Origin of the sequence: Halomonas rhizosphaerae, assembly GCF_030012485.1 — a bacterium.
GTDB lineage: Bacteria > Pseudomonadota > Gammaproteobacteria > Pseudomonadales > Halomonadaceae > Halomonas > Halomonas rhizosphaerae.
On record NZ_JASCQQ010000027.1, the window covers coordinates 294,553 to 307,764 of the forward strand.

13 protein-coding genes are annotated in these 13,212 nt (G+C 67.9%); 10 read left to right on the top strand and 3 right to left on the bottom strand.

The genetic code is table 11. The features are described from left to right. Positions 1 to 63 precede the first annotated feature (63 nt). On the bottom strand, positions 64 to 270 hold the full coding sequence (locus QLQ86_RS12705; RefSeq protein ID WP_023005630.1) for a cold-shock protein: 207 nt from the start codon (positions 268 to 270) through the stop codon (positions 64 to 66). Between the two features lie 302 nt (positions 271 to 572). On the opposite strand from QLQ86_RS12705, the gene QLQ86_RS12710 reads away from it, so the two are divergent. Both QLQ86_RS12710 and QLQ86_RS12715 read left to right on the top strand, forming a co-directional pair. Beyond that, complete coding sequence (locus QLQ86_RS12710; protein ID WP_282734753.1) at positions 573 to 998, top strand: NINE protein; 426 nt, start codon at positions 573 to 575, stop codon at positions 996 to 998. 4 nt (positions 999 to 1,002) lie between these two features. Beyond that, entirely contained in the window at positions 1,003 to 1,647 is a 645-nt protein-coding gene (locus tag QLQ86_RS12715; RefSeq protein ID WP_282817188.1) for a LysE family translocator, read from the top strand. Positions 1,648 to 1,716: 69 nt separating this feature from the next. Here QLQ86_RS12715 and QLQ86_RS12720 read toward each other — a convergent pair whose 3' ends face one another. After that, complete coding sequence (locus QLQ86_RS12720; protein WP_282817189.1) at positions 1,717 to 3,657, bottom strand: transglycosylase SLT domain-containing protein; 1,941 nt, start codon at positions 3,655 to 3,657, stop codon at positions 1,717 to 1,719. 159 nt (positions 3,658 to 3,816) lie between these two features. Here QLQ86_RS12720 and QLQ86_RS12725 point away from each other — a divergent pair, with 159 nt between their 5' ends. The 8 genes from QLQ86_RS12725 to sixA all read left to right on the top strand — a co-directional run bounded on the left by QLQ86_RS12725 (position 3,817) and on the right by sixA (position 12,118). Next, the gene (locus QLQ86_RS12725) at positions 3,817 to 4,185 is read left to right on the top strand and encodes a YkvA family protein (protein ID WP_282817190.1); all 369 of its coding nucleotides are present in this window, start codon (positions 3,817 to 3,819) and stop codon (positions 4,183 to 4,185) included. 49 nt (positions 4,186 to 4,234) lie between these two features. After that, positions 4,235 to 4,732 carry a PaaI family thioesterase gene (locus QLQ86_RS12730; protein ID WP_282817191.1) on the top strand — a complete coding sequence of 166 codons (498 nt, stop codon included), beginning with the start codon at positions 4,235 to 4,237 and terminating at the stop codon, positions 4,730 to 4,732. Continuing rightward, complete coding sequence (locus QLQ86_RS12735; RefSeq protein WP_282817192.1) at positions 4,725 to 5,195, top strand: PaaI family thioesterase; 471 nt, start codon at positions 4,725 to 4,727, stop codon at positions 5,193 to 5,195. Before QLQ86_RS12730 ends, QLQ86_RS12735 begins: the two co-directional genes overlap by 8 nt. 87 nt (positions 5,196 to 5,282) lie before the next feature. Further along, positions 5,283 to 7,187 carry a molecular chaperone HtpG gene (gene htpG, locus QLQ86_RS12740; RefSeq protein WP_282817193.1) on the top strand — a complete coding sequence of 635 codons (1,905 nt, stop codon included), beginning with the start codon at positions 5,283 to 5,285 and terminating at the stop codon, positions 7,185 to 7,187. A 244-nt stretch (positions 7,188 to 7,431) separates the two neighbouring features. Further along, positions 7,432 to 9,003, top strand: coding sequence for a Re/Si-specific NAD(P)(+) transhydrogenase subunit alpha (locus QLQ86_RS12745; RefSeq protein WP_282817194.1), 1,572 nt, complete (start codon positions 7,432 to 7,434; stop codon positions 9,001 to 9,003). Positions 9,004 to 9,019: 16 nt separating this feature from the next. Beyond that, a complete protein-coding gene (locus QLQ86_RS12750; RefSeq protein ID WP_282734745.1) occupies positions 9,020 to 10,462 on the top strand; it encodes an NAD(P)(+) transhydrogenase (Re/Si-specific) subunit beta in 1,443 nt (480 codons plus the stop codon). A 113-nt stretch (positions 10,463 to 10,575) separates the two neighbouring features. After that, positions 10,576 to 11,643, top strand: coding sequence for an NAD(P)H-dependent glycerol-3-phosphate dehydrogenase (locus QLQ86_RS12755; RefSeq protein ID WP_282734744.1), 1,068 nt, complete (start codon positions 10,576 to 10,578; stop codon positions 11,641 to 11,643). Beyond that, positions 11,636 to 12,118, top strand: coding sequence for a phosphohistidine phosphatase SixA (sixA, locus tag QLQ86_RS12760; RefSeq protein ID WP_282734743.1), 483 nt, complete (start codon positions 11,636 to 11,638; stop codon positions 12,116 to 12,118). Before QLQ86_RS12755 ends, sixA begins: the two co-directional genes overlap by 8 nt. Here the strand turns inward: sixA and QLQ86_RS12765 are convergent. Then, on the bottom strand, positions 12,115 to 13,062 hold the full coding sequence (locus QLQ86_RS12765) for an AEC family transporter (protein WP_282734742.1): 948 nt from the start codon (positions 13,060 to 13,062) through the stop codon (positions 12,115 to 12,117). The genes sixA and QLQ86_RS12765 overlap by 4 nt on opposite strands. Positions 13,063 to 13,212: the final 150 nt, after the last annotated feature.

The following is a 13,212-nucleotide window of genomic DNA, read 5'->3' on the forward strand; positions in this document are numbered from 1 at the left end:
TGGGCCTTTCCCTGTGGCGACCGGGCGGCAGAGCCGACCGGTCGCTTCCGGACCAACCGAGGATCAGTCGGCGGGCCGGATGTTGGAGGCCTGAAGGCCTTTCTTGCCCTGGGTCACTTCGAATGTGACCTTCTGGCCGTCCTGCAGGGACTTGAAGCCTTCAGCCTGAATCTCGGAGAAGTGAGCGAACAGGTCATCACCGCCGTCGTCCGGGGAGATGAAGCCGTAGCCCTTGGTGTCGTTGAACCACTTGACAGTGCCAGTTGCCATCGTCGATTTCCTTAACTAACTAAATAATGGTGCTGGGCCGGGCAGGGAACATCCTCGCCGCAGACCCGTAATGCGTGGGCAAGACAAGAAGGAAGTGCGCACCGGGTGCATCGAAGGAATCGAAGTACAACTGACGACTTTTCTGCTTGCTGACCAACGCAGCGGATAGTGCAACAGCGCCAGGGTTGCGTCAACAAGGTGGCACAGGGAGACTGGCGCTGCGCCCGCAAGGTCACTGTAGATGCAAAGCCTGTGAGCGTCCAGCCTCCATCTCGCCCGTTTCACCCATGGAAGAGAGCCCCATGACCCATACCCGAATTTCCTCCCGGGACACGCACAGCAAGCTGATCGGCTACCTGCTGTGGCTGTTCGGTTTCCTCGGTGCCCACCGCTTCTACTATGGCAAGCCGGTCACCGGCACGATCTGGTTCTTCACCCTGGGGCTGCTGGGGATCGGCTGGCTGATCGACCTCTTCCTGATCCCCGCCATGGACCGCCAGGCGGACCTGCGCTTCCAGGCCGGACCCACCAACTACTCCCTGGCCTGGCTGTTGCTCACCTTCCTCGGGGTGTTCGGCATGCACCGCTTCTACCTCGGCAAGTGGTTGACCGGGCTCCTCTACCTGCTGACCTTCGGGCTCTTCGGCCTCGGGGTGCTCTACGACTTCTGGACCCTCAACGACCAGATCTCCGTGCGCCATGCCCGTCGCGGCATCTTCAGCGGTTAACCCCATGTACCTCGATGCACAGTTCTGGCCCTTCCTGGTGGCCATCACCCTGCTCAGCATGAGCCCGGGGGTCGACACCCTGCTGGTGATCCGCAATACCGCCCGGGGCGGCGTGCGCGACGGTGTGCTCACAAGCCTGGCGATCTGCTGCGGGCTCTTCGTGCACGCGACGGTCTCGGCCCTGGGGATCTCGCTGATCCTGCTGCAGTCGGCCTGGGCCTTCGGCCTGCTCAAGCTGGCCGGTGCCGCCTACCTGGTATGGCTGGGCGTGAACAGCCTGCGTTCGGCCCGGCGAGGACAGGGGCTGCCCGTGGGTGGCGTGCAGGCCGACCGGCAGGCCGTGCCGCTGTGGCGCCCGGTGCGCGAGGGGCTGCTCTCCAACGTGCTCAACCCCAAGACGGTGGTCTTCTACATGGCCTTCCTGCCCCAGTTCATCGCGCCCGGCGACCCGGCGCTGGCCAAGTCGCTGTGGCTGGCCGGGGTGCACTTCGTGGTCGCCAACCTGTGGCAGGTGGGCATCGTGGTGATGGTGGGCAGCGCCGGTCGCTGGCTGGCGAGCCCGGCCTTCACCCGCTGGCTCAATGGTGTCACCGGCGCGGTGCTGGTCGGCTTCGGCATCAAGCTGGCGCTGACGCGCCAGCCGGGCTGAGAGGGTGTCGCAAGGCAGGAGGCCCCGGTGCTGCCGGGGCCTCCTGCGGGCGGCCTGTACGCCGTCGGCTCAGTTCCTGGCCAGCAGCGAGCGATCGTAGCGCACCGTTTTCTCCGTCGGGCTCAGCATCGTGACGCCCTCGCTCTCGCCGCCCCTGGAGAGGCTCTCGAAGATCACCCGGTAGGCGAGCACGGCCTGCACATAGCTGCGTGTCTCACGGAAGGGAATGCTCTCGACGAAGAGGTCGAACGCTTCCGGCGCATCGCGCAGCCAGCGATCGACCCGGCCGGGGCCGGCATTGTAGGCGGCCGCGGCGGCCAGCCGGTTGCCGCTGTAGCGGTCGATCAGCTCGCCGAGGTAGGTGCTGCCAAGTCGGATGTTCACCTCGGGCTCGAGGACGCCATAGGGGCCGGGGTCGCCGATCCCCAGGCGCCGGCCGAGCTGGGCCGCGGTGGCAGGCATCAGCTGCATCAGGCCCCGTGCGCCGGCGGGGGAGAGGGCCTCGGGGTTGTAGGCGCTCTCCCGCCGGGCGATGCCCATCAGCAGATAGGGGTCGACCCCGGCCTCGCCGCCCCAGTGCAGGAAGTCATCGCGATAGGCCTCGGGGAAGCGCCAGGCCAGGGCGTCCCACATCTGGCCGACGATGGTGGTCTGCACCAGCTCGGCGAGCCAGCCCTTCTCGGCGGCGTAGTCGGCCAGGGCCCGTGCCTCCTCCGGGGTGCCGCGGGCCACGGCCCGGTACCATTCGCTGTTGGCCAGGCCAGGTTCGTCGATCCGGCGCAGCGCCTCGGTGCGCTTCACCGCCGGCCACTCGGCGACTTCCCGGCGGGTGGCCGCGTCGAGGGCGTTGCGCTCCAGGTTCAGGGCGTAGGGGCGACCCAGCCGGTCGGCAGCGGCGAAGCCGAAGAAGTTGCGTTCGCCGGCGGCCGCGGCATAGGCGCTCTCCGCGGTGGCGGGGTCGCCCTGCTGTTCCAGGGCGCGGCCCAGCCAATACTGCCAGCGGGCTTCCCGGCGGGTCTCGTCGGGCATGCGATGCACCCAGTCGACGACCCCCGGCCAGTCACGCTCGGCCAGGGCCGAACGCACGCGAAGCTCCAGCAGCTCGGCATCGCCGAGCCGTGCCACGACCTCGTCGCGCCAGGCGCCGTGCTGGTCGACGTCGCGCACCATCGCGTAGAAGGCCAGGTCACGCTCGATGGCGTCGCGGTGGCGGGCCTCCAGCGAGAGGTGAGGGGATACCTTGCGCCAGGCCTCCAGGGCCGCCTCGGTGTCGGCGCGGGTGAAGCCGTGCATGGCCGCGGCAAACAGCGGCCCGCTGCCCCGGCAGCCGGGCCCCGTGCAGGCCGGTACCTCCGTCACGGCCGCATAGTCCTTGCGCAGCCGGTCGAGGCTGGCCCTGGCGGACTGCCAGTCGGCATCCAGCTGCCGACCCAGGTAGTTCATGAGGCCGGTCTCGCCGGCCTGCCAGGCGAGCATCATGCGTTCCCAGACATGAGCCTGGCCGATCTCGCCCCGGGCCCGCAGGGTGTCGAAGAGGGTGTCGCAGGCATCCGGCTGGGAGCGGCCGACGAGCCAGAGGTCGCGTCCGGCCCGGGCGGCGTCTTCCGGCGCGCGATCGAGCAGGGCGGTGTAGTAGTAGCACTGGCGGGCGGTGCCCTCGGGCACGCCGTCGGCGACCGCCAGCAGGCTGGCCGGGCGCCCGGCGTGGCCGTACTTGGCGATCGCCTGGCCGCGCATCCAGTCGCTGAGCGGGGAGTCCTCGTGGCGCTCGATGAAGGCCAGCACCCGGTCGGGATCCACCTCCGGGAGGCGCTGGCGCAGGCGGTGGTAGTCGACATAGCCGGAGAGGACATGATCCTCGATGGCGTCCCGGTCGATCTTTTCCCACTGGGCGTTGCGGGCGGCCTCCAGGGCCTCGCGCATGGCGCGGTCATCGGCCTGGCTGGCCAGGGGCAGGCAGCACAGGGTAGCGGCGATCAAGGCCTTGCAGCGGCCGAATGACAGGGACATATCGTGACCTCTTGCGGTTCGCGGTCGTCAAGCTGCCATGGTGGCCGATGGCAGGGCACTTGAGTAGTGTCGCCGCTGCCCGACAGGCAGCGACTGTCCGTCATGGTGGGGATACCTTATCGTGTAGCGGTATTCCCGCAGGTCGGCAAGGAGTTCGAGATGGCCAGATTCGGTGGCGGTTTCCTGGTGGCGCGGCTGCGGCGCCGCGCCCACGTGCTGGGCCAGATGGGCCGCGCCCTGCGGCTGTTCCTGCCCATGACCCGCGATGTGCTGCTGCGACGCTATCGCCCGGTGCCCTGGGGCGCCTTCCTGTGGATGCTGGTGGCCCTGGCGTACCTGGTCTCGCCGCTTGACCTGATACCCGACATGCTCGTGCTGCTGGGGCTGGTGGACGATGTGGTGATCGTCGGCTGGCTGCTGACACGGGTCGACCGGCGCCTGGCGGGCTATCGTGCCTGGCGGGAGCGCCGGGAGGGGAGTGATCCGTCCTCCGGCGAAGGTCGAGGCGACGTGGAACCGCCGCCTTGATACGATCGTTTGAAATCTTCGTTTCCCTGCTACCGCCTGCGAGGCCCGGATGACCCACGGCCAGACCCCGAGCGACGCCGACTGGCGTCGCGCCCTGACGCGTTTCGTCACGGTGATCCCGCACACCCGCGAACTGGGCCTCGAGGTGCTCGAGGTGATGCCCGAGGGGACCACCATGCGCCTGCCCTGGTGCGACGACCTGCTCGGCGACAGCGCCCGGGGCCTGGTGCACGGCGGGGTGCTGGCCATGCTGCTGGACACGGTCTGCGGGTCGGCGGTGTTGCCTGCCCTGCCGGCGCCGGAGGTCTGTCCGACCCTGGACCTGCGGGTCGACCATTTCCGGCCGGCAGTGGCCGGGCGGGCGATTTTCGCCGAGGCGCGCGTGGTCCGGGTCACCGAGTCGGTGGTCTTCACCGAGGGCACCCTGTGGCAGGAGACAGGCCGGCCGCTGGCGCGGGGTATCGGCAATTTCGTCCGGCTGGGGCCGCGCAATACGCCCCAGGGCTTCGCCGAGGCGCTCTTTGCGGAGGAGAACGACCATGCGTGATGGCTTCGACAATGTCGAGTGGCTGGCGAGGACCCGCGCCGAGGGCGATGTCGAGGCCTGGCTGGCCATGATTCCCTATGCCCGGCGCATCGGGGTCTCGGCGGTTTCGGACCCGCAGGGCGAGGGCCTGCTGTTCCGCCTCGATCCTCGCGAGGGCAATGTCGGCAACGTCCTGCTGCCGGCGCTGCATGGCGGCGTGGTGGCCGCCTTCATGGAGACCGCGGCGACCCTGGACCTGATGCTCGCCACCCGCGCGCCACGCCTGCCGCGCATCGTCGACATCTCCATCGACTATCTGCGTACGGCGCGGGTGGCCCCGACCCTGGCCCGCTGCAGCCTGCTGCGCGAGGGGCGGCGCATGGGCAATGTGCATGTCTGTGCCTGGCAGGAGAGCGAGGCGGTGCCGGTGGCCACCGCGAGGCTGCACTTCGTGCTCGGTGATCCCGCCAAGCCAGGCGCTTGAAAAACCGCTACCGGGCCCCATATCGACGACAGTTCCGAACCGGTGGTTCCTGCCACCATGGCATGTCGAAAGAGGGGTCCCACACACATGACCACAGCCACGCATGAGGAAACCCTCGGCTTCCAGACCGAGGTCAAGCAGCTGCTGCACCTGATGATCCACTCCCTGTACTCCAACCGGGAGATCTTCCTGCGCGAGCTGATTTCCAATGGTGCCGATGCCTGCGACAAGCTGCGCTACGCGGCGCTGGACAACGATGCGCTCTACGAGGGCGACAGCGAGCTGCGCATCGAGATCGACCACGACGCCGAGGCGGGCACCGTGACCGTGCGCGACAACGGCATCGGCATGAATCGTGACGAGGTCATCGAGAACCTCGGTACCATCGCGCGCTCCGGCACCGCCGAGTTCCTCAAGCAGCTCTCCGGCGAGCAGCAGAAGGATGCCCGGCTGATCGGCCAGTTCGGCGTGGGCTTCTATTCCGGCTTCATCGTCGCCGATGACATCACCGTGCGCACCCGCAAGGCGGGCAGCGACAAGGCCGCAGGCGTCGAATGGCACTCGAAGGGCGAGGGTGAGTTCACCGTCGCCGACATCGAGCGCGAGGTCCACGGCACCGAGATCGTGCTGCACCTCAAGGAGGATGCCCGCGAGTTCGCCGACGACTTCCGCCTGAAGAGCCTGGTGCGCAAGTACTCCGACCATATCGAGGTGCCGGTGCGCATGCCCAGGGTCGAGACCGCCAAGGACGAGGACGGCAACGACATCGAGGGCAGCGAGACCACCACCTGGGAGACCGTCAACGAGGCCACCGCCCTCTGGGTACGGCCCAAGAGCGAGATCTCCGACGATGAATACAAGGCCTTCTACAAGCACGTGGCGCACGACTTCAGCGATCCGCTGACCTGGAGCCACAACAAGGTCGAGGGCAAGCTGGAGTACACAAGCCTGCTCTACGTGCCGGGCCGCGCGCCCTTCGACCTCTACGAGCGCGACGGGGCCCGGGGCGTGAAGCTCTACGTTCAGCGCGTCTTCATCATGGACGACGCCGAGCAGTTCCTGCCGCTCTACCTGCGCTTCATCAAGGGCGTGCTGGATACCCGCGACCTGTCGCTCAACGTCTCCCGCGAGCTGCTGCAGCAGGATCCCAAGGTCGAGAAGATCAAGTCCGCCCTGACCAAGCGCGCCCTGGACATGCTCAAGAAGCTGGCCAAGGACAAGGAGGCCTACCAGACCTTCTGGAACACCTTCGGCAGCGTGCTCAAGGAGGGCCCGGCGGAGGACTTCGCCAACCGCGAGAAGATCGCCGGCCTGCTGCGCTTCTCCACCACCCACACCGACAGCGCTACCCAGGACCAGTCGCTGGCCGACTATGTCTCGCGCATGAAGGAAGGGCAGGAGAAGATCTACTACATCGTCGCCGACGGCTTCAATGCAGCCAAGTCGAGCCCGCACCTTGAGATCTTCCGCAAGAAGGGCATCGAGGTACTGCTGCTGCACGACCGCATCGACGAGTGGCTGATGAGCCATCTCGACGAGTTCGAGGGCAAGCGCTTCGTCGACGTGGCCAAGGGCGAGCTCGATCTCGGCGACGTCGAGGACGAGGAGGAGAAGAAGGCCCAGGAGGAGACCGCCAAGGCCAAGGAAGACCTGGTCAAGCGCGTCAAGGCGGCACTGGGGGACGAGGTCCAGGAGGTCAAGGTGACCCACCGCCTCACCGACTCGCCGGCCTGCGTGGTGCTGCCCGAGCACGAGATGGGCTTCCAGATGCGACGCATCATGGAGGCGGCCGGCCAGTCGCTGCCCGAGGTCAAGCCGATCCTCGAACTCAACCCCGAGCACGCCCTGGTGGCGCGCCTCGAGAGCACCGAGGGCGAGGGCTTCGAGAACCTGGCGCGCATCCTGCTCGACCAGGCGATCATCGCCGAGGGCGGTCATCTCGATGATCCGGCCACCTACGTCAAGCGTCTCAATGCCCTGTTGAGCGCCTGATACCCCGGCGCTACCGCTTTCTTGCGGTAAGTGACCACTACCCCGTCGGCCCTCCCTGCCGGCGGGGTTTTTCGTTGCCGAGGGCGCAGCGGGGCCCGAGTTTTGGCGAGTGGCGCCCTAGGCCACCTTGATCCGATGGCTGCGTTGTGGTGCTCTATAGCGTTCTGGTTCTCGGCACCGGGCATCGGCACCGGTTCAGTCATTGTGGGGCCGCCCAGGGCGGCCTGAAGCAAGGAGATGGAACGTGAAGATAGGCGCACCGAAGGAGACTGCCCGGGGGGAAGCGCGTGTTGCGCTGACCCCCGAGAGCGCGAAGCAGATCCAGAAACTGGGGCATGAGTGCCTGATCGAGGGCGGGGCCGGGGTGGCCGCCGGCTTCAACGATGACGCCTACCGCGAGGCCGGGGTCACCGTCGTCGACGGGACAGAGGCGCTCTGGACCGAGGCCGAGGTGGTCATCAAGGTCCGCGAACCCTCCGAGGAGGAGGCCCGTCGGTTGCGTGAAGGCCAGACGCTGATTGCCTTCTTCTGGCCGGCCCAGAACGAGGCCCTGCTCGAGCTGTGCAAGGCCCAGGGGGCCACCGTCGTCGCCATGGACATGGTGCCGCGCATCTCGCGGGCGCAGAAGATGGATGCGCTCTCGTCGATGGCCAACATCGCCGGCTACCGGGCGGTGATCGAGGCGGGCAACAACTTCGGGCGCTTCTTCACCGGCCAGGTGACCGCGGCGGGCAAGGTGCCGCCGGCCAAGGTGCTGGTGATCGGCGCCGGCGTGGCGGGCCTCTCCGCCATCGGCACCGCCACCAGCCTGGGGGCCGTGGTACGCGCCTTCGACGTGCGTCCCGAGGTGGCCGAGCAGATCGAGTCCATGGGCGCCGAGTTCCTGTTCCTCGACTTCGACGAGAGCCAGGACGGCTCGGAGAGCGGCGGCTATGCCGCGCCCTCCAGCCCCGAGTTCCGCGAGAAGCAGCTCGAGTGCTTCCGCGAGCAGGCCCCGGACGTCGACATCGTCATCACTACGGCGCTGATCCCCGGCAAGCCGGCGCCCAAGCTGTGGCTGGAGGACATGGTCGAGGCCATGAAGCCCGGCTCGGTGATCGTCGACCTGGCGGCCGAGAAGGGCGGCAACTGCGACCTGACCCGGCCGGACGAGAAGGTGGTGACCGACAATGGCGTGACGGTCGTCGGCTACACCGACTTCCCCTCGCGCATGGCCACCCAGTCCTCGCTGCTCTATTCCACCAACATCCGTCACATGCTCACCGACCTCACGCCCGAGAAGGACGGGAAGGTCGTGCATGACATGGAAGACGACGTGATCCGCGGCGCCACTGTGACCCACCAGGGCGAGGTCACCTTCCCGCCGCCGCCGCCCAAGGTCAAGGCCATCGCCGCGGCCAAGCCCAAGCCCAAGGAGAAGGAGCCGACGCCGGAGGAGAAGAAGGCCACCGAGCTTGCCGCCTTCAAGGCGCAGACCAAGCGCCAGGTGACCCTGCTCGCCGTGGGCGGCGCGCTGATGCTGCTGCTCGGCCAGGTGGCCCCGGCCTCCTTCATGCAGCATTTCATCGTCTTCGTGCTGGCCTGCTTCGTCGGCTTCCAGGTGATCTGGGGCGTCAGCCATTCGCTGCATACGCCGCTGATGGCGGTGACCAACGCGATCTCCGGCATCATCATCCTCGGGGCGATCCTGCAGATCGGCTCCGGCAGCGTCGTTGTCGGCGTGCTCGCGGCGATCTCGGTGCTGATCGCGTCCATCAATATCGTGGGTGGCTTCCTGGTGACACGCCGGATGCTGGCCATGTTCCAGAAATCCTGAGCGGCGGAGACACGACATGTTGGGTCAAGGATTCGTATCTGCCGCGGCGATCGCGGCAAGTGTATTGTTCATCCTCTCGCTGGGTGGGCTGAGTAACCAGGAGAAGGCCAAGCGTGCCGTCTGGTACGGCATCGTCGGCATGGCCGTGGCGGTGTTCTTCACCGCCTTCGGGCCGGGGATCGGCGGCTATTGGTGGATGATCCCGATGATGATCATCGGGGCGGGTGTCGGCGTCTACGTGGCCGGCAAGGTCGACATGACCGAGATGCCGCAGCTGGTCGCGGCACTGCACAGCTTCGTCGGCCTGGCCGCGGTCTTCGTGGCCTGGAGCGCGGACCTGGAGCGGCGCCGGGTAATGGCGGCGCGGGCCGTGGATGCCTCGATGGAGGAGTTCTCGGCCTTCGCCGCCCTGGTGGCCACCAAGGCCCCGGACGAGTTGCTGTTCCTGCAGGTCGAGGTGGTGCTGGGCATCTTCATCGGCGCGGTGACCTTCACCGGCTCGGTGATCGCCTTCGGCAAGCTGGCCGGCAAGGTCGACGGCAAGCCGAAGCAGTTGCCCGGCGGGCACATGCTCAACGCCGGTGCGGCGGCCCTGTCGCTGCTGCTGGCCATCCTCTATCTCAACGGTGCCGGCTTCTGGACCCTGCTGGTGCTGGCGGCGCTGGCCTTCTTCATCGGCTACCACCTGATCATGGGCATCGGCGGCGCCGACATGCCGGTGGTGGTGTCGATGCTCAACAGCTACTCCGGCTGGGCCGCGGCCGCCATCGGCTTCACGCTCTCCAACGACCTGCTGATCGTCACCGGCGCCCTGGTGGGCTCCTCCGGTGCCATCCTGTCGTACATCATGTGCAAGGCGATGAACCGCAACTTCATCAACGTCATCCTCGGCGGCTTCGGCGGCACTCAGGGGCCGGCGGCGGAGATCGAAGGCGAGCAGGTGGCCATCGACGCCGGCGGCGTGGCCAGCGCCCTCAACGATGCCGACAGCGTGATCATCGTGCCGGGCTACGGCATGGCGGTGGCCCAGGCCCAGAATGCGGTCAGCGAGCTGACCCGCAAGCTGCGCAGCGCCGGCAAGAACGTGCGCTTCGGCATCCACCCTGTGGCCGGTCGCCTGCCGGGGCACATGAACGTGCTGCTCGCCGAGGCCAAGGTGCCCTACGACATCGTGCTGGAGATGGACGAGATCAACGACGACTTCCCCACCACCGACGTGGTGATCGTCATCGGCTCGAACGACATCGTCAATCCGGCCGCCCAGGAGGATCCCAACAGCCCGATCGCCGGCATGCCGGTGCTCAAGGTCTGGGAATCCAAGCAGGTCTTCGTCTGCAAGCGCGGCCAGGGTACCGGCTACTCCGGCATCGAGAACCCGCTGTTCTTCAAGGAGAACACGCGGATGTTCTACGGCGATGCCAGGTCGAGCATCGACTCGCTGCTGCACCTGATCGACTGACCCTTGCGCGCCCGGGCCGAATCGCCGGCCCGGGCCTCGACCTCCCGACACGCCCCTTCGCGGGGCGTTTTTCGTTACACTGCCCTTCATCCATCCAACTTCCCGGGGCGACCATGTCAGACCAACCCATGCGCGTGGCGGTGCTCGGCGGCGGCAGCTTCGGCACCGCCCTGGCCAGCATCGCCGCCGATAACGGTGCCGAGGTGCGCCAATGGCTGCGCGACCCCGAGCTGGCGGCGCAGATCACTCGCGAGCACCGCAACGGCCGCTACCTGCCCGACTACGCCATCAATGCCGCGGTGGTGGCCTCCACCGAGATGGCCGAGGTGCTCGAGGGCGCCGAACTGGTGCTGGTGGCCATTCCCTCCAAGGCCTTCCGCGAGGTGGTACGCCAGGCACGGCCCTTCCTGCACGAAGACCAGATCCTGGTCAGCACCACCAAGGGCATCCAGGAGGAGGGCTTCAAGCTGATGAGCCAGATCCTCGAAGAGGAGACCGGCTTTGCGCATATCGGCGTGATCTCCGGGCCGAACCTGGCCTCGGAGATCGCCGACAAGCAGCTCACCGCCACGGTGATCGCCAGCGACGACCCGCAGACGCGTACCCGCGTGCAGACCGCGCTGGGCTGCGACTACTTCCGGGTCTATGCCAGCAACGACCGCTTCGGCGTGGAGCTTGGCGGAGCGCTCAAGAACATCTACGCGATCGCCGCCGGCATGGCGGCGGCGCTGGGCATGGGCGAGAACACCCGCAGCATGCTGATGACCCGGGCGCTTGCCGAGATGAGCCGCTTCGCGGTCGACCAGGGAGCCAACCCCATGACCTTCCTGGGACTGGCCGGAGTCGGCGACCTGATCGTCACCTGCTCCTCGGCGCTGTCGCGCAACTATCGGGTGGGCCAGGCCCTGGGCGAGGGCAAGACCCTGGACGAGGCGGTACAGGCCCTGGGCCAGGTCGCCGAAGGGGTCAACACCGTGCGCCTGGTGCGCGACAAGGCCCACGAGGACGGCGTCTACATGCCGCTGGCCGAGGGCCTCTATCAGGTGCTGTTCAAGGGGGTGCCGGCCCGCGACATGGCGCGGCTGCTGATGCTCGGCGAGCAGAGCAGCGATGTGGAGTTCGTGCTGCCCCGCAAGGACGTGCAGCAGGATCGTCGCGACAGGGGCGGACGCCTTGGCTGAGCGGCTGCTGATCATGCGCCACGGCGAGGCCGGCCACGGCCGGCCGGATGCGGCACGCGAGCTCACTGGGCAGGGCGACCGGGAGACGGCCCGCATGGCGTGCTGGCTCGCGGCCCGCGAGGAGCCGGACCTCACGCGGCTTCGCCTGCTGGTCAGTCCCTATGTGCGGGCCCGACAGACGGCGGAGCGGATCGCCGAGCCTCTGGGGCTCGTGGTCGAGACCCTGCCGATCATCACCCCCGACGATCCCCCCGAGGCGGTGGTCGAATGGCTACTGGAGCAGCCGGAGGGGCGGCCCATGATGCTGGTCAGCCATATGCCGCTGGTCGCGGCCCTCACCGGCCTGCTGGTGGAAGGGCGGGTCGATCGCGGCCCCGGCTTCCCCACGGCCGCCGTGGCCGAGCTGGAAGCCGAGGTGTGGGCGGCGGGTTGCGCCAGGCTGGCGCGTTTCACGGCACCCGCCGACCTGGACTAGATCAGGCCGACGGCCCTGAGCCCGAAGGCACCCAGGGTGATGGTCAGGCTGGCCATCAGCGTGGTCAGGGCGATGATGTTGGCGGTGAGTGCGGCATTGCCGCCCATCGCCTTGGCCATCACGAAGGCCGCGGCGGCGGTGGGGCTGGCGAAGAACAGGAACATCACCCCGAGCTCGCGTCCCTCGAAGCCGGCCCCCCAGGCGGCGCCGGTGGCCAGTGCCGGGACGGTGACCATCTTCATCAGGCTGGCGCTGACCGCCAGCCGGCCCGAGTCGCGGATCTCCCCAAGCGAGAGGGTGGCGCCGATGCAGATCAGGGCCAGCGGCAGGGTCAGGGAAGCGAAGTAGTCGCCGGAGGTCATCAGCCAGCCGGGCAGGGGCAACCCCACGGCGGCCACGGGAACGGCGGCGACCACCGCGAGGATCAACGGGTTGGTGGCGATATGCCCGAGGATGCTGCGCCAGTCGGTGTGCCGTCCCTCCTGGTAGCTGGCCAGGGCGATCACCGAGAAGGCGTTGTAGGTGATGATCACCACCCCCAGCAGCAGGCCACCGGCGGACAGCCCGTAGTCGCCGTACATGCCGGCGGCGAGCGCCAGGCCGACGATGCCGCAGTTGCCGCGAAAGGCGCCCTGGACATAGACGCCGCGCTCCTCTCGGGGCACGCGCACAAGCGCCCAGCCCCAGCTGAACAGGAAGCTGCCCAGGGTTGCCAGGGCGAAGAAGCCGAGCAGCGCCGGGTTCAGGGTGGCCGTCAGGTCGGCACGGATGATGCTGAGGAAGATCAGCGTCGGCAGGGTGGCCTTGAAGACCAGCATCGAGGCGGTGGAGACGAAGGCGCGGTCGATCCAGCCGGCGCGCTTCAGGCCAATGCCGATGAAGACCATGGCGAACACCGGCAGGGTGATCTCCAGGGTCTGCAGGAAGAGGGTGGAGAGCTCCATGGGGCCTGGCCTAGCGCGTCAGCCAGAAGCCGACGACGATGGCGGCCACCACGGTCACCAGGAACACGCGATTGCGGGTGCGGGTATCACGGATGGGCTTGCGGGGGTCTTCCACGAGGGGCTCCTGTCGATTGGCCTGTCGCCGCCGGG